This is a genomic window from Paramaledivibacter caminithermalis DSM 15212, assembly GCF_900142245.1.
Classification (GTDB): Bacteria; Bacillota; Clostridia; order Peptostreptococcales; family Caminicellaceae; genus Paramaledivibacter; species Paramaledivibacter caminithermalis.
Map to the genome: position 1 here is coordinate 22,943 of NZ_FRAG01000026.1, position 26,976 is coordinate 49,918.

General features: G+C 30.9%; 21 protein-coding genes and 1 pseudogene. 3 read left to right on the forward strand and 19 right to left on the reverse strand.

Translation table 11 applies throughout. The annotated features are described in order from the left end of the window. Positions 1-57 precede the first annotated feature (57 nt). Entirely contained in the window at positions 58-537 is a 480-nt protein-coding gene (locus tag BUB36_RS11005) for a hypothetical protein (RefSeq protein ID WP_073149926.1), read from the forward strand. On the opposite strand, the gene addA is transcribed toward BUB36_RS11005, so the two are convergent. Continuing rightward, positions 486-4,094: a helicase-exonuclease AddAB subunit AddA gene (gene addA / locus BUB36_RS11010; protein WP_073149928.1), complete on the reverse strand. Its 3,609-nt coding sequence runs from the start codon at positions 4,092-4,094 to the stop codon at positions 486-488. The two genes, BUB36_RS11005 and addA, sit on opposite strands and share 52 nt — an antisense overlap. Then, positions 4,075-7,503 carry a helicase-exonuclease AddAB subunit AddB gene (gene addB / locus BUB36_RS11015; RefSeq protein ID WP_073149930.1) on the reverse strand — a complete coding sequence of 1,143 codons (3,429 nt, stop codon included), beginning with the start codon at positions 7,501-7,503 and terminating at the stop codon, positions 4,075-4,077. The genes addA and addB overlap by 20 nt, the downstream gene beginning before the upstream one ends. 554 nt (positions 7,504-8,057) lie before the next feature. Between addB and glyA the strand changes: the two genes are divergently transcribed. Beyond that, positions 8,058-9,287: a serine hydroxymethyltransferase gene (gene glyA, locus BUB36_RS11020; RefSeq protein ID WP_073149932.1), complete on the forward strand. Its 1,230-nt coding sequence runs from the start codon at positions 8,058-8,060 to the stop codon at positions 9,285-9,287. Between the two features lie 197 nt (positions 9,288-9,484). Here glyA and BUB36_RS11025 read toward each other — a convergent pair whose 3' ends face one another. The 5 genes from BUB36_RS11025 to BUB36_RS11045 all read right to left on the reverse strand — a co-directional run bounded on the left by BUB36_RS11025 (position 9,485) and on the right by BUB36_RS11045 (position 15,851). After that, entirely contained in the window at positions 9,485-10,189 is a 705-nt protein-coding gene (locus BUB36_RS11025; RefSeq protein ID WP_073149934.1) for a TIGR01906 family membrane protein, read from the reverse strand. Positions 10,190-10,313: 124 nt separating this feature from the next. After that, the gene (locus BUB36_RS20385) at positions 10,314-12,020 is read right to left on the reverse strand and encodes a diguanylate cyclase (protein WP_073149936.1); all 1,707 of its coding nucleotides are present in this window, start codon (positions 12,018-12,020) and stop codon (positions 10,314-10,316) included. 268 nt (positions 12,021-12,288) lie between these two features. Then, positions 12,289-14,064, reverse strand: a complete 1,776-nt coding sequence (gene pnpS, locus BUB36_RS11035; RefSeq protein WP_073149938.1) for a two-component system histidine kinase PnpS — start codon at positions 14,062-14,064, stop codon at positions 12,289-12,291. 8 nt (positions 14,065-14,072) lie between these two features. Continuing rightward, on the reverse strand, positions 14,073-14,750 hold the full coding sequence (locus BUB36_RS11040; protein WP_073149940.1) for a response regulator transcription factor: 678 nt from the start codon (positions 14,748-14,750) through the stop codon (positions 14,073-14,075). A 201-nt stretch (positions 14,751-14,951) separates the two neighbouring features. Further along, complete coding sequence (locus BUB36_RS11045) at positions 14,952-15,851, reverse strand: GGDEF domain-containing response regulator (RefSeq protein WP_073149942.1); 900 nt, start codon at positions 15,849-15,851, stop codon at positions 14,952-14,954. 797 nt (positions 15,852-16,648) lie between these two features. Between BUB36_RS11045 and BUB36_RS11050 the strand changes: the two genes are divergently transcribed. Next, positions 16,649-16,870 (forward strand): hypothetical protein, encoded by a 222-nt coding sequence (locus tag BUB36_RS11050; protein WP_073149944.1) that lies wholly within the window; start codon positions 16,649-16,651, stop codon positions 16,868-16,870. A gap of 69 nt (positions 16,871-16,939) precedes the next feature. On the opposite strand, the gene BUB36_RS11055 is transcribed toward BUB36_RS11050, so the two are convergent. The 12 genes and pseudogenes from BUB36_RS11055 to BUB36_RS11110 form a co-directional block, all read right to left on the reverse strand. After that, positions 16,940-17,887, reverse strand: a complete 948-nt coding sequence (locus tag BUB36_RS11055; protein WP_073149946.1) for an OmpA family protein — start codon at positions 17,885-17,887, stop codon at positions 16,940-16,942. A gap of 95 nt (positions 17,888-17,982) precedes the next feature. Next, complete coding sequence (locus BUB36_RS11060; RefSeq protein WP_073149948.1) at positions 17,983-19,005, reverse strand: MotA/TolQ/ExbB proton channel family protein; 1,023 nt, start codon at positions 19,003-19,005, stop codon at positions 17,983-17,985. Between the two features lie 258 nt (positions 19,006-19,263). After that, complete coding sequence (locus BUB36_RS11065) at positions 19,264-19,446, reverse strand: hypothetical protein (protein ID WP_073149951.1); 183 nt, start codon at positions 19,444-19,446, stop codon at positions 19,264-19,266. 101 nt (positions 19,447-19,547) lie between these two features. Beyond that, a complete protein-coding gene (thiS, locus tag BUB36_RS11070; protein ID WP_073149954.1) occupies positions 19,548-19,745 on the reverse strand; it encodes a sulfur carrier protein ThiS in 198 nt (65 codons plus the stop codon). 44 nt (positions 19,746-19,789) lie between these two features. Next, complete coding sequence (locus BUB36_RS11075) at positions 19,790-21,964, reverse strand: aldehyde ferredoxin oxidoreductase family protein (protein ID WP_073149956.1); 2,175 nt, start codon at positions 21,962-21,964, stop codon at positions 19,790-19,792. A 22-nt stretch (positions 21,965-21,986) separates the two neighbouring features. Continuing rightward, a complete protein-coding gene (locus tag BUB36_RS11080; protein ID WP_073149959.1) occupies positions 21,987-22,412 on the reverse strand; it encodes a 4Fe-4S binding protein in 426 nt (141 codons plus the stop codon). A 503-nt stretch (positions 22,413-22,915) separates the two neighbouring features. After that, positions 22,916-24,064, reverse strand: a complete 1,149-nt coding sequence (locus BUB36_RS11085; RefSeq protein WP_073149962.1) for an NAD(P)/FAD-dependent oxidoreductase — start codon at positions 24,062-24,064, stop codon at positions 22,916-22,918. Then, positions 24,057-24,347 (reverse strand): (2Fe-2S)-binding protein, encoded by a 291-nt coding sequence (locus tag BUB36_RS11090; protein WP_073149965.1) that lies wholly within the window; start codon positions 24,345-24,347, stop codon positions 24,057-24,059. Before BUB36_RS11090 ends, BUB36_RS11085 begins: the two co-directional genes overlap by 8 nt. Before the next feature lie 11 nt (positions 24,348-24,358). Next, positions 24,359-24,841 carry a 4Fe-4S dicluster domain-containing protein gene (locus BUB36_RS11095; protein WP_073149968.1) on the reverse strand — a complete coding sequence of 161 codons (483 nt, stop codon included), beginning with the start codon at positions 24,839-24,841 and terminating at the stop codon, positions 24,359-24,361. A 112-nt stretch (positions 24,842-24,953) separates the two neighbouring features. Continuing rightward, the gene (locus tag BUB36_RS11100) at positions 24,954-26,051 is read right to left on the reverse strand and encodes an NAD(P)/FAD-dependent oxidoreductase (RefSeq protein WP_073149971.1); all 1,098 of its coding nucleotides are present in this window, start codon (positions 26,049-26,051) and stop codon (positions 24,954-24,956) included. Then, positions 26,048-26,353 carry a (2Fe-2S)-binding protein gene (locus BUB36_RS11105; RefSeq protein WP_073149974.1) on the reverse strand — a complete coding sequence of 102 codons (306 nt, stop codon included), beginning with the start codon at positions 26,351-26,353 and terminating at the stop codon, positions 26,048-26,050. The genes BUB36_RS11100 and BUB36_RS11105 overlap by 4 nt, the downstream gene beginning before the upstream one ends. A gap of 212 nt (positions 26,354-26,565) precedes the next feature. Continuing rightward, positions 26,566-26,976: pseudogene (locus tag BUB36_RS11110) on the reverse strand (sodium-dependent transporter); the annotation flags it as partial.

Sequence of the window (26,976 nt, forward strand, 5' to 3'; positions counted from 1 at the left end):
GTTTTCTATTTAAAATAAGAGCTAAATTTTTTAATACTTAATTGTGAGGAGATTGTCTTGAAGAAAAAAAATATAATATTTCTTTTTTTAATAACTATATTATCTATTTTATCATTCTATCCTAAGAACTATAAAATAAATAATACATATATATGCACTATCTATAATAAAGAAAATATACCCATAACTAAGAGTGAGGTCATATTACAAGGTGTTGTTAATAAAAATATACTACTTAGAGACTATTTTCAAGGAACTTTGATAATAGATAATACAACCTATCTAATTAAAAGTCCACATTCTAATAGATATAATTTATTAACTAATACTAATCAACAAAACAATTATTTTAAATTATCATCGCTTAATACAAATTCACAAACAGGAGAAACATCTTATATAGCAATTATTATTGTAAACAAAAACTTTAATACTATTATTAAAGGACAAACAGAAAATATCGAAAAAAAATATGGTAAAGGCAGCTATTTTAAATCCAACCCTATCTTCACCTCTTTATCTATATCAAATAAATAGATATAGCTTTCCTTAACCCTTTTACCTAAGATTTTTTCAAGTGCCTCCTTATACAGTTCCATTTGTGTTCTATATCTCCTAATCATTCTTTCTATATTATCGTCAAATACATTTCCAGTTTTATAATCAACTAGTATAAGTTCACCTTCTTCTTCAAAGTAACAGTCAATAATCCCCTGTATAAGAAGTTCTTCCTCACAATTCTCTAAATCATTAATTACCTCTGTCGCCTTCTTTTTTAAAATAAATGGAGCTTCTCTATATACTTTATCAGACTTTAATATTCTTCTACCTATATCACTTTGGAAAAATTTTAATATCTTTTCTGGATTAACTACTGCTGCCTCTTCATCGGTAAGCAATTCCCTCATGACCATGTTATCCACCTGTTCTTGTATCTGACTTGTATTATTTATATTTTCCAAATCTAAATGTTGCATAACAAAATGTATAATTGTACCTGTCTCCGCCTTTGTAAATATCTTCTTTCCTTCCATAAATCTAGGCTTTTTAACTAAGGAAGGTATTTTATAGACTATATCATTTATATTCTCAGCACAGGCCTTCTTTATATCGCTAACCGCTAGCTTAGACGGGATTCCAATATCACATTTATTAGGATATTCCCACTGAAATCTATCTTCTATAATCTTTTTATATTTTGGCTCAAATGCAAGCTGAAATTTTTCAAGTCGTTCTTTATGATATCTATTCGTCTCAACCTTTTCTACTTCTTTAAAATATATATCTTTTTTACTCACAAGGTTAATTGTCCATCCTGATGTCTCATCTTTTTCAATCAAAGATTCATTAAAAACTGCTTTTCCAAGCTTTCTCAGGGGTTCACCATCTCTATGTTTTACTAAGGCTGAGCATATCCAGTCAAGATAGGATTGTCCTTTAAGCAGATTAAAAAGGGCAGTACCCCTTAGCCATTTCTTACCTTCTTTTTCCAGTTCATTTACCGAACCCGTAAGTATTAACTTATCTATAGCCCTGGTTAATGCAACATAAAGCACCCTCATTTCCTCCGATAGATTTTCAATCTTCATCCTTCTTTTTATGGCCAATTGTGGAAGGGTCTGATTATATATCCTATTTTTTATGTCCACAAATTTCGGTCCCAATCCTAAATCCTTATGGAGTAATATATCCTGCTGTATATCTATTAAATTAAATTTTTTACCAATTCCACTACATATAACGACGGGGAACTCTAGACCTTTACTTTTATGAATACTCATAATTCTAACTACATTTTCATTTTCCCCTAGTATCTTGGCACTTCCCATATCGCTCTTACTCTTAGTAAGCTTATCAATAAATCTTAAGAAGAGGAACAAACCATTAATAGCACTTTTTTCAAATTGGCTTGCCCTGTCCACCAATATCCTCAAATTTGCCTGTCTTTGTATTCCTCCTGGCATAGCTCCCACATAGTGATAATATCCAGTTTCTATAAGAAGCTTCCATATGAACTCATCTAGCTTCAAATATCTTGCTTCAACTGACCATCTCTCCAAATCACTTAGGAAGGTTTCAAGCTTTGCCTTAAGGTCATCATGGCAGTTGGCTACATATTCTTCCATAGCTTTGTAATAGTTTCCTTCCATGTGTCTGATTCTTATTTTAATTAATTCCTCTATATCAAATCCACCTATGGGAGATCTCATAACACTAATCAGTGGTATGTCCTGCCTTTTGTTATCTATTAATCTAAGTAAATCCAGAAACATATTTATTTCTATAGTATCAAAATATCCAGAATTATCATCGGTATATACAGGTATTCCCTCTTTAATGAAAATTTCCGAAAACGCTGGCGCCCATGTTTTGGGAGATCTCAATAAAACGACTATATCCTTGTATTCTATGGGCTTATATGTCTTCTTTTTTGCATTATAGGTCCTTTGTCCAATCAATTCCTTTATCCTAGCCGCAACAAGTCTTGCTTCACATTCTATACTAGACATTTCTTCAAGCTTTTCTAAGCTTTCGTCTGTAGATTCAATCCTATTTTCTATTATATTTAGTTCAATATTTGGATTCTGGATTTCTTCAAAGTCCAAGCCCTTATACAAGTAAACATCCTTTGAATAATCTATATCCCCTAGTTTTTTTGACATTATATTTTTAAATAAATAATTAATCCCATCTAGGATTTCTATTCTAGTTCTAAAGTTTTGAGATAAATCTATTCTTTGATTTAAACTTTCTCCATCTCTCCCAAATCTTTCATATTTTTCAATAAAAAGTGAAGGATCAGCTAATCTGAATCTATATATACTCTGTTTTACATCCCCTACCATAAATAGATTGTTTTCACGTTTTATATGGTTTATAATAGTTTCTTGAACAATATTACTGTCCTGATATTCATCAATAAATATATGTTCAAATTTCTTCATATACTCCCTATTGACCTCATCATTTTGCAAAATATCTAAGGCATAATGCTCTAAATCATTAAAATCTAATATGCCTTTATCAAATTTTTTCTCCCTATATCTTTCTCCAAATTTGAATATAATTTCACCTAAATATTTCATGGTGGGATATATTTTATTTATCTGCTCTAGATATTCATCAAAGCTTTTTATTAAAAACTTTTCCTTTATAGACTTAATACTCTCCTTATACTTATTTCTTAGCTCTTTAACTTCTTCTTGAAGATTTTCATCTACTTCCTGCTTTCGTTCACCTCTAATCGTCTTAAGTTTTGGATGCTTTATATCATTTGCGTTAATATAAAAGCCTTCAAGACTTATCCTTAAACTCTTTAGGAGACAATCAAGGTTATCCTTATCTATAAGCAAGGCTTCTTCATATTCCCTAGGTCCTCCAATTTCTCTAGAAATTTCTATAGCTCCTTCTATAAGATCCCTAGCTCCTTTTAATTCAACTTCGATACTGGCTTTTATGGTTTCTATCCAATCACTTTTTTCAAACTCTTCCTTATTCATGTTAAACTTTTCTATGTTTTCCCTAAGCCACTGCTGAGGATATGGCTTACTTTGAATAAATCCATAAATCTTGAGTATCAATTCTTGGAGCTTTATATCCTCTCTATTTCCACCAAAACCCTCAACTAATTCGATAAAATACTCATTTCCTTCCCTGTATTCTTCCTCTAAAAGCTCATCTAAAGTCTCTTGAATTAAGATACTTGTTTCAGTAATATCACCTATCCTAAAGGATGGGTCTATATTTACTAAATGAAAATTTTTTCTTACAACATCAATACAAAAAGAGTGTAGGGTTGTAATATAGGATCTTCCTAAAAGAGTGATTTGTCTCCTCAAATGTTCCTCATGCTCAGATCCCTTTTCTATCTCATCAATAAGAGCATCGAGTATTCTCTCCCTCATTTCACCTGCAGCAGAATTAGTAAAGGTTACTATCAACATCTTATTTATATCAATCATATCTTCTGTAATTAATCTAATTATTCTTTCTACTAAAACAGCTGTCTTACCAGAACCTGCTGCAGCTGATACTAAAAGGTTTTTTCCTCTAATTTTTATGGCTTTTTCCTGATCACTTGTCCAATTTGGCATTCTTATCACCCCTATTCTCTGCATGAAGCCTTTTTAAGACTTCTTCATCCTTTAATTTTCTTATGACCCTATAATCATTATTTTCAAAATTCCTATCAAACTGACATATTGAGCCATATTGGCAGTAGCTACATGAAATATTGTTATCAATTTTGCAGGGCTGTATATTAATATTACCCTTTAATATTTCCCCTGCTATCTCAACTATAAGATTTCTTACATGTCTTATAATACTATAGAACTCTTTTTCCTCTACAACCGATGAATTTTTACTAAAGCTTCCATCCTTCTTTAAATTTGCTGGAATAACTAAAGAGTTCTTTTCCTTTTCAATGTCCTTATCCATTGCCTTTACTATCTTTATATCCTTAGTTATAATACCATCTAATTTTAGTTTCTTCATTATTTCCTTCTCTATGGAGGCTGGGTCATCGTCATTGGATTCAATCATAGGATCATCCAACTTAAAGTAAAATACCCCACCAGGATGGGCATCATCAATTCTAAGCTTATCTTTATTTTCCAGTATTGCATCGAGGTAGACCACAAGCTGTATCTGCAATCCATAATAAACATCGGACAAACTGAATTTTTTATTTCCAGACTTGTAGTCTATTACTTTTATATAGCTTCCTTCTTCATCCTTTAATATATCAACCCTGTCTATTCTACCTTCAAGCTTAATCTCCTCCCCACCAGGAAGTTCAATTATAATAGGGGGAATCATGCTAAAGGCTTCTTCTCCAAATTCAAGTTCATATAGGAAGGGAGTAAAATCCCCTTTCTTTACATGTTTAGTCAGGGTCCATGCTGCTCTTTTGCTCACTCTTTTTAATTTATTAACAAGATATTTGTATCTAAAACTGCTTTCCAATATGTTATAGCTAAAATTTGGAGCTATATCATCAATAATTGCCTCAACTATTTCATCACATTTATTTTTATCTATTTCTTTCCAATTGAGATTTTCAAAGGACAGCTTCTTTGCAAAGTTTTCCATGGAATCATGGAAAAGCCTTCCTATATCTGGAATGTTTATCTTATACTCCCTTCTTTCCTCAGGCTTTAAGCCATAGTTAATAAAATGGGCAAAGGGACAGTTTGCAAATTTTTCGAGTCTTGAAATACTGGATTTCAAAGGAACATTATATAAATTTTTTGCCCTATTTTCACCTATATAATCCTCTTGATTATTGTGAAAAAGCCCTTCTATCATCATAGCACGTCTCTTATCCCAGTCTTTATTTTCATAATACCAATTGTAGACCTCATCCCAAAGGTCCGATACAGGATTCTCATCTATCTTAAGTCTTATATTTTCTATTAAATATTTAAATGTAGGTACAGGAATAGAAACTAAATTTAACTCCCTCTCTTCATTTAAAACAGTATTACCTTTAATTACGTCACTTTTGAACTCCAATGTTGGGTAAATTTTTTTAATTTTATCAATCAATATTGAGGGTCTTAAGGCTTTACCTTCACTATCTGCCAATGCATAGCTCATCCATAGGTATTTCGATGGCTTTGTAAGGGAAGTATAAATGGAAAACTCTTCTTCCTTAAGTTTAGTTTCACTATCTGAAAGCAAAGCTATTCCCTTTTCTTTAATCATCAACTTTTCTTCATCGAGAAGCAGTCCATCATCATCCTGGTTAGAAGGCAAAATTCCATCATTTACACCTACCACAAAAAGAGCCTTTATATTATGGCTTCTTGATCTATCAAGATTTCCAACCAAGACCTGATCTATTGTAGGTGGTATAATACCTACCTTATACTGTGAAAAACCAGCCTCTAAAATTCTTTTATATTCCTTTAGATTTACCTTTGTATCACCTAAAATTTCAACAAGCTGATTGAGTACCTCCATAATTATATTCCAAATCTGTGTATACTCATTTACATATTCCAGCTTACCCCTTTCTCTTAGGGCTTCTATCCATGAATCAAGCTTTTCCTCAATCCCTAGGATAATTAAAAATTCAAATAAGTACTCACTAAATACAGATACTAAATTACTGCCTTTTAATTTACTCTTAATGTGGGTAAAGGGAGTTATGAATTTTTTACGGATTTCATTAATCTTATCCATATCTTCTTTTTCTACATCTTTATAGTCAAAATCTTCAAACCATCTATTACCTTCGATACCATATTTAAGCACAAAGTTTTCAAGTTTTTCTGCTTCATCCTTATTGAGGTCACAAAAACCTGTTTTTATAAATCTAAAAACGTCATCATATCTATAGTTTCTACTAAGTATATCTATAGACGATAATATAAGCTTAATAATAGGATTATTCATTATACTTCTCTTTTCATCAATGAAGAAGGGAATTTCATACTCATCAAAAATTCTTTTTATGATAAGCCCATAGGTATCCATATCACCGTTAACCAAGGCTATATCTTTCCATCTGTAGCCTTGTTCTCTTACTAACTCAATTATTTTACAAGCTGTATGCTCTATCTCAGTATACTGATTTGTGCCATAAAAAACTTCAATATTCCTTACGGTATTTTTATATCTATTATAGGGAAATGCATAAATTTGTTTCTCAAGGTGCTTAAGCTCTGCAGATTTGTTTATTTCCTTCTTAAGAACAATTTTCGTCTCTATAGCATTATGTCTAATAGATATTTCTCTTAATCTATCAAAGGTTTCTTTAGTAGGAGCAAACAATGCTTTATCTTTAACTCCAGCATCAATATCTAAGGTTAAAGCTATATTTATCTTCTCTGCCTTTAGAATGAGCTTTTCCAAAATCCTATATTCTTGGGATGTAAAACCACTAAAACCATCTATCCAAACTTCTGCTTTATCTAGGAATTTTGACTCATCTATTTTATCTATAAGCATACTTAGCTTGTCTTCTTCATCTGAATATCTACCATCCATATATTGATTAAATATTCCATATATAAAATTAATATCTCTAAGCTTTCTTGTTAGCATACTTTCTTCTTCATAAGATTCTAAAACTTCATTTATAGCTTCAGGATATATGTCATTTCTTTTAAACTCGGTTATTAACGAACAAAATTTTTCTAAAAAACCTTCCTTCTTACTAGCCTTACTATAAACCTGCAATTCCTTTGAATGTTTATCAAAAACCCTTTTAAGTACCATTATTTTCCCAAGTTCATTTATATCTATCCTTTTTAGTCCCCCTGTTTCATCAAATACCTTATACGCCAGTCTTTCAAAACTGATGACTTCAGCCCTCATTATACCTGAAAGCTCATTTTTAGTTATAAGGTCAAATTCTGTTTGTAATGTGAATTGTTCTGGAACCAGCAATAATAGCTTGTTTTCTCCACCTTGTTCTAATCTATACTTTATATCATTGAAAATCAACTGAGACTTCCCAGTGCCTGCTCTACCTAATATATATCTTATTTTCATAGTATCACCTCGATAAAAACATTTTCAACAGTTAAAAGTTGAAGATTTTCAAATTACGCCTTTAGGTGTTTTTTCATCCAAAACCTTACCCTAAAAAACTTTAACTTTCAACTTATAACCTTTAACGCCTTTTTTAGCTTCTAATTATATAAATTAATTGTTTTACTGTAATATCTATATACAATTTCTATGTTGATTCTAATAAATCCTTTATGGTTTTTAATGAATTTTTTTCTATAAATCCAATTTGTATAGCTATTATTTAGAACTATATCATGAATAAAATATTCTTACCCTATCAAAGCTAATGAAACAAACTGGGTCGGAAAAAATGTTGTCAAAATATTAAAATTAATCCAAGTATTAAGGTAAATATAATTGATTGTGGTATAATAAATTGAGAGAATTACATAGGCTTGAAATATTTTTCAATTTTTATCAAAATATGTATCATATCTTCTTTATATTCTTGACTGTCTTTGATAAAATTATTGATGATATCATAGTCTATGTATACATATTAGATTAAAATAATTCTAAAAAGGAGTGTTGAAATGAGCCTAGATTCAATCAAAAGACAAGATCCAGAGATTTATGAAAGTATAAGACTAGAAATGCAACGCCAGTCAAATAAAATTGAAATGATAGCTTCTGAAAATTTTACTAGCAAGGCTGTTATGGAAGCTATGGGATCTCAACTTACAAATAAATATGCTGAAGGCTATCCTAGTAAAAGATATTATGGCGGCTGTGAATATGTAGATATAGCCGAGAATCTAGCCCGAGACAGAATGAAGAAGATATTTGGTGCAGATCATGCAAATGTACAGCCCCATTCTGGCTCGCAGGCAAACATGGCAGTTTATTTCTCTGTTTTAAAGCCCGGTGATAAAATCTTAGGTATGAATTTATCCCACGGTGGACATTTAACCCATGGTAGTCCAGTAAATTTCTCTGGTAAATTCTATGAGGTTATATCATATGGTGTAAATGCTGAAGGATATATCGATTATGATGAAGTAAGAGAAATAGCATTAAAAGAAAAGCCAAAGATGATAGTTGCTGGTGCAAGTGCGTATCCTAGAACAATTGATTTTGCTAAATTTAGAGAAATTTGTGATGAGATAGATGCATATTTAATGGTAGATATGGCTCATATAGCTGGATTAATCGCTGCCGACCTTCATCCGAATCCAGTACCTTATGCAGATTTTGTAACAACTACTACCCACAAAACCCTTAGAGGTCCTAGGGGCGGAGCAATCCTTTGTAAAGAAAAATATGCTAAAGCAATAGATAAAAGTATTTTCCCTGGAATTCAAGGTGGTCCACTTATGCATGTTATAGCTGCAAAGGCAGTATGCTTTAAAGAAGCCATGTCTGAAGGATTTAAAGAATACCAAAAGAAAGTTCTTGAAAATGCAAAGATATTAGCTAAATCTCTTCAAGATAGGGATTTTAACTTGGTTTCTGGAGGAACAGATAATCATTTACTTCTAATAGATCTTAGAAATAAGAATATAACTGGAAAAGCTGCGGAACACCTTTTAGATGAGATAGGTATAACAGCAAATAAAAATACAGTACCAAATGAAACTGAAAGTCCTTTTGTTACAAGTGGCATAAGAATAGGTACTCCTGCTACTACTACCAGAGGTTTTGGTAAAGAAGAAATGATAGAAATAGCCGACATAATTAGCTGGACTATAGATAATAGAGATGGTGATTTAACACAGGCTAAAGAAAGAGTTAAAGCACTTTGCGATAAATATCCATTGTATTAAAAAAGCGCCCTGTGGCGCTTTTTTATCGTTGACAATATAAATCTTTTACAGGAGTTAAGATTTTCTAGCCCTAAAAGAATAATCTCAAAAACTTGAAATTTACAACTAAAACCCGTCATAATATTCCTTCATTTGTTTCATGTTTTAATTTGCCAGTTTCAAGTTTTAGAACCCTTTTTATAAGCAGTTATCCCACATCAAAGAGAAATCTTTGTACTTTTATTTTTCTTTAAATTTGTTAATGTTATGATAATCATAGTCATTGATATGAAGATAAAGCATCCTATAATCCTTGTGGATATATCAATAAAAAACTCTAAAGGTAGCATCTGAATCAATACATCGGTTTTAGGATCTAACAGCCATAGATCATTGGTGAAAAGAAGCTTGTGAAAATATGTGAAATATTTGTAAAAATCTATCTTTACTAATGTATATAGTATTAACATTAATATGATAGGAACAATACCAGCCCATAAAAGACCTTGATATATATCTACTCTACTTTTTTTAGATACTATAATAATTATTATTATAGCTATTAAAGCAAACCAAAAGCTAATACTTCTTATAATATATGCTTTATTAAATAAGTCCCTCACATCTATCATATGATCTTTCTCACGTTGTCCAAAAACCTCTGTTACTTCTCCATTGATTACAGCTTTTATATCCAAATCATTTTCTTCACCCTTTATATATGCTATCAATATATCAGTAATATTGCTGAGATCTTCTTCCCCTATTTTTGTAACGTCTACAGTATTATATTTTTTAAATTCCTTAATGTAAAAATCTTTATTGAAGGCATAATATTGCAAAATAGTCAATAGTATGGCTAAAGGTAAAAATATCACAAGAATTATTTTTGATAGATTGACAATTATTTTACATTTTCTCATATACTACTCCTGTTCTTTTTTTCTTTTAGCTATATAGAACGCACAAAAAACTTTTCAGTTTAAATTTTGTGTGCTTATGTTACCCTAATATTTATCGTAAAAATTTAATTCGTTTCATGTAAAATCATTTTTGCGATTTATATACCTTGTTTTCATACATCATTTTATCGGCATTGTTAATCACTTCTATAATATGCTTGCCACTGCTATATTCATCGTATCCTATGCTAAGGGTAAGCTGGTGTTTTAAAATATCACTATTTATATTCCATTCATCAAGACTCTCCTCTACTCTTTGTATATATTTTTCAGCACCTACCTTTGTACTATTATTTAAAATTACTAAAAATTCATCTCCCCCATACCTTACAGTTATATCCTTTTCTCTTGCTGAATTCTTTAATAGGTTAGCTACAGCCTTTAATATTATATCACCAATATTATGCCCATAATTATCGTTAATATATTTAAACTTATCTATATCAATTATTAAAACCATCATATTTTTATAATTATTTTTAATATCATCAGCAATACTTTGAATGTATTGATTAAAATAATGCCTATTATACAATCCTGTTAGCGAATCCCTAGTAGCCATTATTTCCATTTCTCGATGGGCTAATTTTAGCTCTTTTGTCCTTTCATCGACTAGAGCTTCCATATTCCTGTACATATTTTTTAATTGAAAGGACATTTTTTTAATTTCATATCCTAAAAGCTCAAGCTCATCACCAGTATTTATATCTAACTCTACATCAAATTCTCCCTTACCAATATTCTCAACTGCATTTACAATCTTCAGTATTGGTTTAGTAATATAAAAAGAGATTATAATGGCTATGGCAATCATTACTAAAGTTATAAAAATCAACTCAATAATAAAAAGATTTCTAAAGTCGATTAATGGTTGTAAATAGTTATTTTTTGCAATTTTTAAAAATATAATCATTTTTCTGCTATCTAAACCTATAATTTTTACAGGATTCCATGCTAATATGTTTTGTCCCACACTCTTTATTTTCATTTCCTTGGACATAAGTATCTCTTTTGAAATTTCTTTATAATCTGCTTTAAAATTCTCTCTAGTATTTAAATCAACTTCACTACCCCATTCTTTTTCTTTATTTGGATGTAGCAAATAATATCCTTCACTATCTAAAATAATTGTATTTTCATACCCATTTTGATTCTTTAATATTTCTATATCTTTAAATAAATACTGAATATTTAGATTTAAAACTATATATCCCTTCAAATCACTATCTATGTAAACTGGTGTGATATATCTAACCATAGGCTTTAATTGTATTTCTATTTTTCCATTTTCTCGATTAAGATCTAGCTGAGAAATATATATTTCTCCATTTTTTAGGGTCAATGCTTCTTGATAGTAGTAGCTACATCCCTTGTATTGAAGTTTATCATTGGATACTATATATGCATTATCTCCATTATTGTTAATCCTTATTATTTCATAACCATCTTTATCTATAAATCTAATTTGAGCATATTGCTTATTATTCTTTGAGAAGTGATAATAAATATTTTCAAGTTCTTTTTTATCTATATCACTTATATTGTCATTAGAATAAAACAGACTATCCTCAGTTACTCCCTTTAAAAATAAAAGATCCCCCTTGGTGTTAGAAAAAAATTTTACTATTTTCCCTCTTATATTATTTAAAAAAAAATTAATTTTTTCTTCTTCCTTCTCGATAATAGTTTTTTCTGTATTAGAATATCCAAAATATCCCATAAAAACTAGTGGGGTTATTGACATCAGAAGTGTAAATATCAATAATCTTCTTCTCAAACTATGTTTTAGCATAATCCTCACTCCTATAAAAAACATTTTGGAAGACATATTATCTAATATATAGCTAAATCAACTCATTGTTCTGGTTAATGGAATTTTTTATTTTTTATATTATCACCATAGAAACTATTACAATAGGTTATATTATCTATACTATAATAATACATATTTCAACCTATTTTTACAAATTTTTTATAGATAAAGGAATTAAATAATTTTCCGACTTCTTGTTTAGTAGTTTTACTTTCAATATATTTTTTAGCATAAAAAAAGTGAGGTGTTACAGGGGAATCCTCACTATAAATTCTGAACCCCTTCCTTCCTCACTTTTAACTCTTATTTCTCCTCCAAATGAAATAACTATATGCTTTACTATTGCTAGTCCTAGCCCTGTTCCCCCCACTTTCCTAGATCTAGCCTTATCGACTCTATAGAATCTTTCAAATAATCTAGGAATATCTTTTTTAGGAATTCCTATTCCCGTATCTTTAACATTTATAATGATATTATTTTCTCTCTTATGTGCCAATATTTTAACTTCTCCACCTTCTGGTGTATACTTTATTGCATTTTCTATAAGATTTAATACTAATTGCTTAAACCAATCTCTACTTCCATAAACATAAGGCAAATTTTCCTCAACTTCATGGGAATACTTAATATTTTTTTGTCTTGCAAGCTCCTCTGCCATATGACTGACTTCGGATATAACATCCTTTATTTTTATATTTACTTTTTTTGCAACACCTATTCCATTGCTTTCAATATCAGAAAGTGTCAACAAATCGTCTATAAGTCTTGTTAATCTTTCTGTCTCTATCTCAATTATATTTAAAAATCTATCCCTTACCTTCTCATTATTTATAGCACCATTTTTTAATGTTTCAATAAAGCCCATTATTGATGTTAATGGTGTCTTGAGTTCATGAGAAACATTGGCAACAAAATCTGTCCTCATCTCCTCAAGCTTTCTTACTTCTGTCACATCTAATATTAATATTAGTGTTCCAATAATTCTATTGGGATCATTATTTAGCTTAATAAGTTCGGTATATATTTTCAATATCCTTGTTGATGGTTCTTTTAATGTGATTTCCATTTTACTTGATGTATTTTTATTTAACATATCTTCTAAATTATACTTTAGCTTTTCATTTTTTATAAGGTTTAACACACCTTTACCTAATACATCTTCTAGATTAATATTAAATAATTTTTTTGCTGGTGAGTTTATTAATATAATATTCTTATGATTATCAACTGCAATCAAACCTTCCTTCATACTCCCTATGATTGATTTTAATTTAGTGTTTTTGTCTTGAAGCTCAGATATATTTGTATTAATTGTGTGAGACATGAAATTAAAAGTATCTGCCAATATCTTTATTTCATCTCTACTTTTTACATTTACTCTGCTGTTAAAATTGCCATTAGCTATTTTTCTAGCTATATTTGTAATTTCCTTTATAGGTTCAGTAATATGATTTAAGTATCTATAGCCTAGGGGTATTGCAATAAGCAATCCAATAATTACAGAAATTATTATATTTCTTATTAGTCCAAAATTAATTTTATTTATTGCATTAAGGGGATATGCCAGCCTTGTAACACCATATACTATTCCGTCTTTTTTCATAGGGACAGCAACATATAAATAATCTATCTTGGTAGTAGTACTGAATCTCTCACTTTTGCCTATTTCTCCATTTAATGCTTTGTGAATTTCTGGTCTGTACAAATGATTTTGGATTTTAGATAAATCCTTTTTTTCTATCATAGAATCCCCAATTACATCTCCATATATGTCAATAAATGTTATTCTAGCATTTATCTTATCTGAAAATTTATAGGCAAGACTTGTAAAATCAATTTGAGAAAAAATCTTATCATCTAACTTATCCTCTACTAGGCTATTTATAAGGTTCCCATTAGTTATTAGCATATTCTCAATGTTATCCAGATAGCTTATTCTAATAAAGCTTAGAGAAAGTAAACCTGTAAGTATGGTTGCCATTAATAATAAAACAGCATAAGTAGCAAATATTTTCTTTTTCATCCAATCACCTATCTAATCTTGTAACCTACGCCTCTAACGGTTTCAATAAAAATTCCATCGTTATCATCAATCTTCTTTCTCAAGTGTCTAATATGTACATCTACAGTTCTAGTATCTCCAAAATATTCATATCCCCATATTTTGTCTAAAATAACATCTCTAGATAAAACCTTGCCTTTATTCTTTGCAAGCATTTTTAATAACTCGAATTCTTTTAGAGTTAATTCTAAAAGAGCATTATCTTTTTTAACTTCATGTTTCTCGATATCTATTATCAAGTTTTTAACTTTGATAATATTGTCATTGTTTTTTTTGTCAGTTCTTCTTAGTACAGCTCTTATTCTAGCTAATAATTCTCTTATACTAAAGGGTTTAGTCATATAATCATCCGCACCAATATCAAGACCTTTTATTTTATCATTTTCTTCACCCTTAGCCGTAAGCATTATTATTGGTATATTTTTACCATTTATATCCCTTATTCTTTTACAAACCTCAATCCCATCTATTCCCGGAAGCATGATATCTAATATAATAAGATCAAATTCTTCATTATTAGCAATTCTCACTGCATCCTCTCCATTATCGCAAGTATAGACATCAAATCCATTACTTTCAAGGTTGAATTGAATTAATTCTAAAATATGTTGCTCATCATCAACAACCAAGACTCTTCTTTTTTCCATATATACTCTCCTTTATATTTTCAAAATATAATTTCTATAATTTATAGAAAAACGCCTTGAATAATTTATGAAAATTCTACAGGCGCCTGTATTTTTTTATTTAAATCAGAATATAATGCAATCTACAATAGATGTTCCCATTTTAATTATATTTTTTTTATGTTAATTTTAAGTTCGTTTAATGTTAATTCTATGTTAAATTTAACATCCTTTATTTTTCTTTTTTTGTTCATACATCAATTTATCGGCTTTATCTAAGATATCCTCAAGCTTTGTTATATCATCTGGTCCATAGAATACTGCTCCTATACTCATTGACAGCGTATATGGCCTTTGTTTCGTATTATTATAATCCTTAATTTTACTTTCTAATCTATCAATGATAATTTTCCTATCTTCCTCTTTTACATCTAAAGCTAAAACGACAAATTCATCGCCACCGAATCTTGCTATTATATCCGATTCTCTAAAGGCATCCTTCAGTATTAATGATATGTCCTTTAGAACACTATCTCCAACAAGATGTCCATAGTTGTCATTTATAAACTTGAAATTGTCTAAATCACAAAATAGAAATAGAAGATTTCTTTTTTTCCTTTTAGCAAGAGATATATGATGATTTGCAAGATTTAAAAAACCACGTCTGTTATAAAGGGAAGTAAGTTGATCGATGAGTGCCATACTTCTAAGTGCAACTAACATTTTATGCCTCTCTATAGAGTAATGTATTGATCGAAGCAGTAAATTTGCATCAAATTGACCCTTAACCAAATAGTCTTGTGCACCTTCTTTAACTGCTTTAATTGCCACTAACTGATCATTTAGACTGGTTAATATTATAATAGGTATTTCAGGAACCTCACTATATATTTTCTTTAGGGTATCTAAGCCAAAGCTATCTGGCAAGGTTAAGTCTAGCAATATTATATCAAAATATTCTTTTAAAAGCTTGTGCTTAGCCTCTTGAAATGTTTTTGCTCTTACAATTTCAAATGAAGATCTTTTAAAATTATTCTTATCTTGGCCAAGCATATCCTTAATTATAAAAACATCAAAATTACTATCTTCTACTAAAAGAACCCTAATAGTTCCTGATTCCATAAATACACCTCATAAAAATTTCTTTTTTATATAAAAATTTTAAGTATATAGAACGCACAAAAGATTTTTCAGTTTAAATTTTGTGCGCTTCTATTACCTTAATGTTTATCGCAAAAATTTAATTCGTTTCATTTAAAGTCATTTTCCCGATTTATATATTATCTTTTTAAAAATATATAGTTTTACGGTTTTGATTAAGGTAATTATGCAATTTCCTCATTTATCTATATTCTACATATTTTTATGATTTCCTATATTTTATAAAAAAATCGTAATAATTTTATGATATTATAGATATTCCAGTAAAACAGTTAATTTATACACATCAAAAATCCCAAAAAACTCTGGATATTTTGATATGTATAAATTAAGTTTTACTATGGGAAATCTATATAGATATTCCAGTAAAACAGTTAATTTATACACATCAAAAATCCCAAAAAACTCTGGATATTTTGATATGTATAAATTAAGTTTTACTATGGGAAATCTATATAATTGGATTATAGCACAATATTATATTCCGATAAATATTTTATATCTTTAGAATTATTTTATGCTTATTAAACTTGGGAAATTACGCAATTCTAGCTTGGCAAAATCTCATAATATATGTAATACAGTTTTAAAAACTTTATTTCCTATGGGATTTTTTACTTGTTATATTTAATCTTTATTTTCAAATAATATATTTGTAAGTTAACAAAGCATGGTATAAGATTTTCTTATACTTATTAAAGAATATAGCTTGAATATTTGTTATATTAACTTACAAAATATTATGTGGAGGTTAAATAATGAATAACTTTTCTACAACTAGTCAAATGAGACAATATGAAATAGAACAAGCTAAAAAAAGAATGGGAACTTATGCTGGTGCAGCTGGAAACGCAATGACCAATACAACAGCTGGGGCTGGAGTTACTGCTGGAACTACTAATGTAGGAGCTCAATCTCAATTAAAGCCTTCAGAAAAAATGCAGGCTAAAGAAGACATTAATAAAAATACAATGTATTAATAAATTAAAAATGGCTAGGTATATACCTAGCCTAATCTATTTTATGATGTTACAAATAATAATACATCATTAATTTTCCTGATTAAAAATATCTAGAGATTCATCTAAATAGTCATTAATCACCTTCTGAACATTTGAATCCTTGAGTGTAATAGATATTTCTATTCTTCTATTTTTTGCCCTATCACCTTCAGATTCTCCATTTGTTATTGGTCTAAATTCTGAATAGGCACTGGCAGCAAAATACTTTCCGTATTTATTCTCTAAATCCTTGTTTGAACTCATTAGATAATTTACTACTGCCGTTGCTCTTTTAGCTGATAAATCCCTATTGTTCTGTGAAGAACCTATATGATCAGTATGTCCTTGAATATTGATAGCATCTATATTAGCTCTAATGCTTTTATCATCTAAAACTCTTTCAAAAGCTTGTGCTAGCTGATTTAGTAATTTTTTGCCCTCTGGTTTTAATTGATATGAACCAAAATCAAAGACTAAATTTTCATTAATTATGATATTGCCATTATCACTGATCAATACCAATTCTTCACCACGTTCATTAGTCTTCCCTAATTCCTTCTCAACAGAACCCTTAACCTTTTGTAATACTTCAAGTCTTAATACAGCAATGCCTTGAAGCTTTGTTCTAAGCTCTCCTAATTCTCTATTGCTTTCAGCAATAATTTCTCTCTGCTTTTCAATTTGCTCTTCTGATAGCTTAAGGGCTATTTCTCCCCGTTTAACTTCAGCCTTTGCTTCATCAATTTTATCCTTTAATAGCCTTAATTTCTTTTCAGCTCTACTTATCTCTGCATTTGACTCCTCTAATTTTTTTTGGGTATCTATAATCTGTTTCTTAGCAAATTCAAGATTTTTTCCAGTAATAATATTTTGAATATATGCTAACAGCATTAAGAAAAATAATATTAACGCTATAGTTGAAATCATATCAGTAAATGATGGCCAAAAATTTTCTATTTCTTCATTTTTCTTGTAATTTCTTCTACGTAATTTCATAATCTTCCTCCTTTCATTTTTTTCTTCTCATGCTCTCTGTAATAATTTAATTGTCTTAATATATTACATCTAATATACTTTGAAATGAAAAGAGGCTATTTATCTATCTTTTCAGCTAATTTTTCTACTGATTTTGATAAATTATCTATTTGAAGTCCTATAGCAATTTCTTTAGTATTTTCCTTCAATTCTTCTGTAAAATCATTGAAACTAACATTCATCCTTTGGATGTTTGTTTTTAAATGATGATTGAATTCTGAAAAATCTCTAGTGTTTTCTGCAAATACATTAAGGGATTTATCAAACCTATCTACACTTTTAATTAAGGACTCTGAAAATTGCTCAATTCCACTGGTTGCTGATTCAAATCTAAAACTCAATACCTCCGTTATCTCCCTCATGTTCTGCTGCAGCTTATTATTAAAATCTTCAAGACCTGCTATTAATTCATTTTTAATTAAAGTTTCTGGGGTTTCAGATTCTTTAGTAATATGTTGCGATAATACATTATCAAGGTATTCTTCCATTTCAATCATTACTGCTTCTCTAACTTCTTCTACTCCAAAGAAGATATTAATTATAGTCAAAAAAATCGAAGATGCAATACCAAATAGTGAAGTAACAAAGGCAACAGACATACCTTTAACGGAGCTTATAAGTCCTTCAATAACTGAATCCATGCTGTCTAATACGTCTATACCTCCACTTGCAGCCAAAGTTTTTACTAATTCTCCTATAGATAATGTTAAACCATAGAATGTTCCTAAAAGTCCTAATACAATCATCAATGAAACTGCTCTTTTAACAAATTTCTCCCCTAAATACATAGAGCTTAAATCTTTATTGAAATTCTTTTCTATAATAGCTTGAGTATTTATCTCTTTAACATTAGCTTTAACAGCTAACTTATAATCATCAATAATATTGTTAAACACTTTATGTTCAAATATTGAAGCTTCTTTGTTTTTGTCATCTTGTAAATCCCGCAGCATTGTGAAATATCTTTTTCTAAGAACTAAAGAAACTACAAATGCTGAAATAAAAATTCCAAGTATTACAGCTATTATTATAATAGCTAACGGATTTAGCTTGCTAAATATATTACCTAAATCTAACAAATTTAATTCCCCCTTTTGTTTTCTATCCTTTATTTTTAATAAAATTTATTAACTGCTCTCTCTATTTGCATATCAATTGTATCATTTTATGAAGAATGTAGCAATTTGTACAATTAACATATAATTTGTCACATCCTTTGATTTTCCTTGTGTTCTTCGTTTATTTATGCAAATATTAAAATTGTATTAACATTGTCTTACAAAAGGGTTTCAATAAAAAAACCCTAAGCACTAAATTAGATGCTTAAGGCTTCTTCACTATTCTTCAAATTCTATAATATATTTGCCATATCCCTCAAGTAATAATTCTAGTTTATTATTACTTATTTTGTTAAGAATATCTTGTTTAAAAAATATTTTTATTTCTCTATATTTGACACATATATAATCCGAGATTTCTTCTGGCTTCCCCATCACCCCTGATGGATATCTAATAACCATTCATCAACCTCTAATAACATGTCCTTCTTTAATTATCATATCTTTTCCATGATCTTTGATATACTCATAAAGCCAATTTGAGATATTCCTTATTTTCATAATTAACCGCCTCCAAAAACATGGATTGCCTTTACGTCATCTCCATCGTTAATTATGGTCTTTGCCCAATCTTCTTTTTTTATCAACTCTCCATTGACCTTTACAATAATTTTGGGGAAAACATATCTCTTCTTTTCTAAAAGCTTTTCTACAGTTAATCCTTCTTCCCACTCAAAATCCCTATCATTGACTTTTATCATTATAAACCTCCAAAATATTATGGGTATATGCTAGGAGTTGCCTCTTAGCAGCATGCTTCTTGTTGAAGATGAGGCTTTACAACTTCAATAACCTCAGGTAAGTCCATACCAATTTCTTTTAAATGCTCTATTGTTGGTACGCCATTAGGAGTCCAACCTCTTCTCTTATAAACAGCATCTGTAAGTTTTTCATACTGATCTTCCCTGTATGTCCTCATAACTTTAATTTTTTCTTCTGTTGTCTTGCCCTCAGGATCATATCCTACTAATTCACGTAATTGTTTATCATATCTTTCCTGTCTTGATTCATATTCTTCCACTGTTACTGGACCCATTGAACGGTAAGGCATTGCATCATGCTTTCTTAGTCCCTTACCCATTCTTATATTGAAAACTCTTTGGAAATTATACACTCTCTCTGATTGCCTGATTAGTTCATGTTTATCTATGTTCATTCCAGTTATTCCATTGAAAAGATCAACATAATTCTGTACATGTTCAGGTATCTTAGCAGGTTCATCCGTTTCAGCATTATTTGCAGGTGTAGTATCGTTCCAAGGAAGCTTACATAATCCCATGAGTCCAAACCATGTTCTAAACATTGGGAAATAATGCAGAGCTTCTGCTTTATCTTCAAATGTAGGTATTTGATTGTTTACCATATCCATAAAAATCAGCCATGCCTCATCGTGTTGGGGTCCTTTATTTGTAAGTCCATATCCACCTTGTTGTGCAAGGGATTCCTTAGGTAGATATTCTGATACCTCCAGTCCTTTTTGCTCCATACCGATATCATTTAGGAAGTTAGGATCTGCACCGTAATCTCTAACAAATATTTCTTTCAATCGTCGTACACCTAGTCCAACTAAATACCCAAAGCCTTCTCCCCTAGACATTTGATGCAATAACTCCAACTGAGCAAATCCATTTCCAAAGTTAAGCTCTAATCCTCCAGTTATTTCTTTATTTATTATACCTCTTTCATAGCACTCCATTACAAATGCACATATTGTTCCAAAGGAAATAGTGTCTACTCCATAGGTGTCACAATAAAAATTAGCTTCAAGAATAATTTCTGGATCAAATATACCACAGTTTGCTCCTAGTCCAGCTGCGTTCTCATATTCTGGCCCATCTATTGTCACTTTATGCCCTTTATATGGACCAGTCTTTAATTCAAAATTGTCTGCTGCCTTAGCACATGACAATGAACATCCATACCAACAGCCATCAGGCATATTCTGTGTAATATATTTTTCTATGAATACATTTGATTCAATTTTATGTGTATCTGGATGACTTCCATATTGATAGTTGTGAACAGGAAGTAAATCATACTCATCCATTATTTCTATAATGTTTGCTGTTCCTATTTTTCTCATTCTACACTGAACATCATCAAGATCATGTATCTGTTTGTGAAGTTTTATTCCAGCCTTATTAATTAAACTTTGGTTAGCAGGATTGTTTAGATTGCCCTTTGTTCCCTTGAATTTAATTACTATTGCTTTTATTTTTTTATCTCTGAATACTCTTCCTATACCGCCTCTTCCTGCTTGCTTTAATCTTGCAACCTGTCTTCTTAAATCATAGAATGAGAAATTAAGTATACCAATATTTGCGTAATCAGAAGCAGTTCCTGCTGAAATAACGGATATGTTTTTCTTATCCTCCTCGGAGTCTGCATACATTTCTGTAAGCTCTTCTGATATAACATGACCATCAATAGCTTCTAATGGTGCTTCTTCTATTGTTACTATCCCTTTATTTCCATCTATATAAATTATTACATCTTTTTCTGCTTTACCTTGTATTTCCAATGCATCCCATCCTGAGAATTTTAGATATGGTCCAAAGTATCCACCAACATTACTATCTATAGGAATATGAGTAAGTGGTGATATAGTACATACAAGGGACTTTCCTGCCCCTGGATACTGTGTAATTCCACATATAGGCCCACCTGCTATAACTATTTCATTTTCAGGATCATTCCATTTTGTTTCTGGTGTTACCGCATTCCATAAATACCATAATCCAAAGCCTTTACCTCCTATAAATTTATCCTTCATCAATTGGGTAACAGGCTTTGATTTAATGATATTATCAGAAATGTTTATATATAATGTTCTATTGGTATATCCTCTTTCTACAGTTCCAAGCTCATACTTGAATTCAGTTAAAAGCTTATGTGCATCCCTTAAAGTTTTAATATCCATCACTTTTCATCCCCTTTCTTTTCTATACTGCAGACGGTGTTACTTTTTCCTGTTTTTCTATTTCAACTTCTTCTATGTAAATAGCACCTGTAGGACATTCTTTTGCACATAAACCACAAGCGATACACTTAAATGGCTCAATGTAATCATCATGCTGCCCCATAATATTTTCAGGACAAAACCCTACACACATAAAGCACCCAACACATTCCTTTTTATTGATTCTAACTATCCCTCTTTTATCCCTTGAGATCGCTTTCACTGGACAAATGTCAATACATACTCCGCATTGAGTACATACATCAATACTGCTCTTTTCTCCTGGTTTTACTTTAATACATGCCTTATCCCTATTCTTCTCTTTAAAAAAAGCATTGGAACATACTTCCTCACATAGACCACATGCAATACATAATTCTTCCTTCTTTGTTAAAACCTTTACTTTCATTTTATTCACCTCCTGATATTTTTAGAAATTGTTAAAGATAAGCGACTTGAAGACCTAATAAATGAAAATGTCGTTTATCTATATGATTAATTTTCCAAGAAATTTTATAGATTTTACATGATAACATATGCAATTTTTATGCCAAACCTATACATACACATTTCCAATAGTAAAACTTAATTTATACATATCAAAATATCTAGAATTTTTAAGGATTTTTGATATATATAGATTAATTGCTTTACTGGAATATCTATATATAGATATGTCTAAAGTCAATACAGACTATATTATCCAGCATATTCTCGATGTACTTATTATTTTACACAGTCTTATTTTTTTGACATAATCTAAAATATCGTCATATATGCAGCTTAAGGCTTAACAACAATATGTTAAGCCTTAAATCTATTGCTATTTCTTATCTCAACCCCAAAAAGTTAATTACCACCCCTTAGATAGAAACTGGCACAATAGGTCAATTTATCAAATCTATATCCCCTCTAAACAACTGATGGTTCAAATATTAACTCACCTTTTTTAAATCTGTTTAAATGAAGCATATCAATTGGTAAAGTAGTATCTTCCCCTAAAATACATTCTGCAATTAATACCCCAGTTGCTGGTCCAAACATAAAACCATGCCCACTAAAACCTACTGCTAAGTAAAAGCCTTCCACTTCATCTACTGGTCCTAAAATTGGCTGTCTATCGGGAGTTATATTATAAAGACCCGCCCATTGCCTTATCATCCTTGCATTTTTAAGAGGAGGTAATACATTGGTAATGGTTTTAGTCATTTCCTCTAAAAAATGCCATCCTGATGTAATACGTAAATCCCTAGGCTCTCCTTCATCCCCCCTACCCATAAGTAATCCACCATGTGGAACCTGCTGACAATATAAATTTAATGAAAAAGACATAACCATAGGCTCAAGTACCTGATCTATTGCTTCTGTAACTAAGATTTGATGTCTCTCTGAGTAAATTGGAAGGTCTATACCTACCATCTTTCCTATTTGCTGTGAATATCCACCAGCAGCATTAACAATCACGTTAGTAGATATATCTCCCTTTGTAGTTCTTACACCCTTAATTCTATTATTTTCAGTAATTATACTAGTAACTTCTGTAAATTTATATATTTTAACACCAAGTCTTTCTGCTGCCCTAGCAAAAGCATCCGTAGTATGGAATGGATTAAGATGCCCATCCTTTTGGCAGAAGGTTGCACTCACTAACCCATCTGTATTGAGAAAGGGAACAATTTCCTTTGCTTCTTCAAGGGATAAAAGTCTTGATGGAATTCCCAAACTATTTTGCAGCTCAACATTTTTTTTAAATTGTTCATGTTCTTTTTCTGTGCTGGATATCATCAAATATCCACCTTGCTTAAATTCTATATCTCCTTCATATTCAAGCTCTTCATTGGCATTTTCAAAAAGCTCACAGGCAAATTTTGCAATCCTACAGTTCATTTCAGTTCCCCATTGTTGCCTAATACCAGCTCCACATCTACCTGTAGATCCACTGGCAAGATAGCCCTTTTCTATAACAGCTACATTCCTTACTCCTTTTTTAGCTAAATTGTAAGCTATTGCTACTCCAGATATTCCCCCACCAATAATAACAACATCAGCACTTTTAATCATGCTCATTACCTCCTTCTGTACAAGCCTCTGCAATCTGACCCAAGGTTATAGCCTTAACAGGAGGTCTGTATGTCCCTGGCATAATTTCTGATATGGGTTTTCCAGTAATTATTGATATTTCTCTTAAGATCAACGGCATACATGTCCTACCTTGACATGGTCCCATTCCAGCTCTACTTACCCTTTTTATTTCATCAAAGGTTGTATAACCTTCTTCTATCAATCTTCTTATGTCTTCCTTAGTCAAATCAGAACAACGACATATTATATTATTATCTGACATTTTAATCCCCCTTATATGCCAAAGTTTCTTACTACCTTCATATATTCTCTTGGAACTGCAATAGAAACTATAGGAGTTCTATCTAATGCTTTTGAATCCAATATTTTTATCACTTTAACATTACATACATACTGTCCTTCTCTATCTAATCCTTTTACAACTTGACCTTCCTCAGGCAGTGGAATAAATTCGTAAGGGATTTTTATTAAAACCTCTTCTTGTGAGTAAGTGGCATCAACCACCATAATGGCTAATCCTGGGCAATTAGCTATACATAATCCACATCCATTACAATCATCATGATTTATATTGGGTAAATCATTTATGTCTTCAAATTTCTTGATAGCATTTCTCTTACATGCCGTATAGCATGGATTGCAGGGTATATTTTGATAACATTCAATTACTGCAACTGGTCCCTTAGCTAATCTATCTTCAGATGGAAAAACACTATCTATCTGCTCTGCAGTAGGTACTCCAGTTCTTTCTAACATTTTCACACCTCCATTAGTAGTAAACAAATATGCTTTTGGCACTTTATTAGTTTGAGATTCTTTTTAGGATCAATCTTTTAGGTTATAGTTTAAGATTAAGTATTACCACTTATTAAACTACCGCAGCTTCACTCTTAATTGTTACTTGATCTAATCCTGCACGTATTTTATCTCCTACGTGTCCTGAACGAAGGGATTGTAATTGCTCGAGATAATCTTGTTTTCTTTCTTCAAAATCTTTTATTTCATATCCAAGAGAGTCTGCTGCTGTTAAGCCTGCTAAATATCCTTCAACCATTGCACTAGTTGCTTCTTCTACTCCGCAAACATCTCCTGCAACAAAAATACCCTCTACAGTTGTTTCTAAGTTTTCTGTTCTAACAGGCACAAATCCACCTAACTGCCCTACATATCTCATTTCACAACCAGCTTGCCATAACAACTCCCCTAATGGAGATAATCCAACTGAAATACATAAAACATCCACATCAAAATCCTTTTCTGTACCTTCAATTGGTTCCCACTTATCGTTCAGCTTAACTATTGTAGCTTTTTCTAAATAATCCTTACCATAAGCTTCTTTTACAGTATATCCAGTATAGATAGGTACTCCCATACGACGAACCTTTGAAGCATGTACAAGATACCCTCCTATTTCAGGTGCTGCATCAAGTATGGCTTTAACATTAACACCTGCCTGCATCAACTGATAGCTTACTATAAGACCTATATTTCCAGCTCCTACCATTAAAACATTATCCCCAGGTTTTACCCCGTGTACATTCATTAATGTTTGTACAGCTCCAGCACCATAAATACCAGGTAAATCATTGTTTGGAAAAGCTAATGTCTTTTCACTGGCACCTGTTGAGACTATTATTCTTTCTGGCTTTATTTTCATATATCTACCGTTTATTTCAGCACTTACAATACCGTCATCATATATGGCTAATACAGTTGCATTTTTGTAAATCTCAATATTACCAAGCTCATATATTTTGTTGAATAGTATTGATGCTATATCAATTCCCCTTACTGAAGCATGTTGTTTTTCTGAACCGAAAAACATATGGGTTTGCTTTATTAATTGTCCTCCAAGGTCTTCATTTCTTTCAAGAACAAGAACTTTTGCACCTGCTTGAGCAGCATTTATTGCTGCACAAAGACCAGCTGGACCTCCGCCAACAACAAGGATTTCTACTTGCTTCATAGTATACTTCCTTTCCCTTTTTGAGTTTTTATTACCATACCTTCCTTAAGACGTTCTATACATGTTCTTACATTTGATACTCCATTAACCTCCATAACACATTGCCCACAATTACCAATAGCACAATAAAAACCTCTTGGTCTTTTCTTTTCATGGCTGTGGGTCAACACCTTTACTCCTGCAGCGTGAAGTGCGGCTGCAATAGTTTCACCTTCATATCCCTCATAGACCTTGCCATCAAAGGTGAATTTAACCTTTTTTCCCTTTTTAAACTCTAGAATAGGGTGCTTATCAATTCTCAAAATTTTCCCCTCCCGTCGTAACTTTTGGTTCTCCTTTAAATTAAAGGAGAACCATTTATGTTTTATTTTTTGCTACCAGAATTAAAAGCTTTATTACAGAAATATGCAAATCCTATGCCATAAAACCCCACTGCAATAATCATCATGAAAATTGATGTCATGGACATGTGTTTTTCCTCCTTTTTTATGTGCTATATAAATAGTGCTTTTTACTACTTTTCACTAGAGCTTTTGAGCCTACTTCCTGTCATTGGTCCATCCATTACTTTGCTAATGAAATAGTTCTTAGTTACTAATGTGATTATTATTAAAATAGTAAATTGAAATGCTATTGATCCTGCACTAAAGGTCTCAAAGGGATTCCACCAGCTATTTGGATACCATGATATAGCTTGTTGTACCCACCATCCTAGAATAATTACAAAGAATATGGGGAATAATCTAATACATGTGTTCCACCATTTTCCAACAATGAAATCTGTTTCTGGAATATTGATATCCTTGGTTCTTAATTCTTCTAGTCCATATTTAGTTAATGCTATTGCAAAAAATAGACCACTAACCAAAAGTCCTACTCCCCACACAAAGTCCTGATTATCTAAAAAGTGTAGACTGTATGCCGA

Bases quoted from the DNA above. Each gene is read 5' to 3' on its own strand.
- addA (WP_073149928.1), bottom strand. From the start codon at position 4,094: ATGCCAAATTGGACAAGTGATCAGGAAAAAGCCATAAAAATTAGAGGA.
- addB (WP_073149930.1), bottom strand. From the start codon at position 7,503: ATGAAAATAAGATATATATTAGGTAGAGCAGGCACTGGGAAGTCTCAG.
- glyA (WP_073149932.1), top strand. From the start codon at position 8,058: ATGAGCCTAGATTCAATCAAAAGACAAGATCCAGAGATTTATGAAAGT.
- BUB36_RS11025 (WP_073149934.1), bottom strand. From the start codon at position 10,189: ATGAGAAAATGTAAAATAATTGTCAATCTATCAAAAATAATTCTTGTG.
- BUB36_RS20385 (WP_073149936.1), bottom strand. From the start codon at position 12,020: ATGCTAAAACATAGTTTGAGAAGAAGATTATTGATATTTACACTTCTG.
- pnpS (WP_073149938.1), bottom strand. From the start codon at position 14,064: ATGAAAAAGAAAATATTTGCTACTTATGCTGTTTTATTATTAATGGCA.
- BUB36_RS11040 (WP_073149940.1), bottom strand. From the start codon at position 14,750: ATGGAAAAAAGAAGAGTCTTGGTTGTTGATGATGAGCAACATATTTTA.
- BUB36_RS11045 (WP_073149942.1), bottom strand. From the start codon at position 15,851: ATGGAATCAGGAACTATTAGGGTTCTTTTAGTAGAAGATAGTAATTTT.
- BUB36_RS11050 (WP_073149944.1), top strand. From the start codon at position 16,649: ATGAATAACTTTTCTACAACTAGTCAAATGAGACAATATGAAATAGAA.
- BUB36_RS11055 (WP_073149946.1), bottom strand. From the start codon at position 17,887: ATGAAATTACGTAGAAGAAATTACAAGAAAAATGAAGAAATAGAAAAT.
- BUB36_RS11065 (WP_073149951.1), bottom strand. From the start codon at position 19,446: ATGGTTATTAGATATCCATCAGGGGTGATGGGGAAGCCAGAAGAAATC.
- thiS (WP_073149954.1), bottom strand. From the start codon at position 19,745: ATGATAAAAGTCAATGATAGGGATTTTGAGTGGGAAGAAGGATTAACT.
- BUB36_RS11075 (WP_073149956.1), bottom strand. From the start codon at position 21,964: ATGGATATTAAAACTTTAAGGGATGCACATAAGCTTTTAACTGAATTC.
- BUB36_RS11080 (WP_073149959.1), bottom strand. From the start codon at position 22,412: ATGAAAGTAAAGGTTTTAACAAAGAAGGAAGAATTATGTATTGCATGT.
- BUB36_RS11085 (WP_073149962.1), bottom strand. From the start codon at position 24,064: ATGATTAAAAGTGCTGATGTTGTTATTATTGGTGGGGGAATATCTGGA.
- BUB36_RS11090 (WP_073149965.1), bottom strand. From the start codon at position 24,347: ATGTCAGATAATAATATAATATGTCGTTGTTCTGATTTGACTAAGGAA.
- BUB36_RS11095 (WP_073149968.1), bottom strand. From the start codon at position 24,841: ATGTTAGAAAGAACTGGAGTACCTACTGCAGAGCAGATAGATAGTGTT.
- BUB36_RS11100 (WP_073149971.1), bottom strand. From the start codon at position 26,051: ATGAAGCAAGTAGAAATCCTTGTTGTTGGCGGAGGTCCAGCTGGTCTT.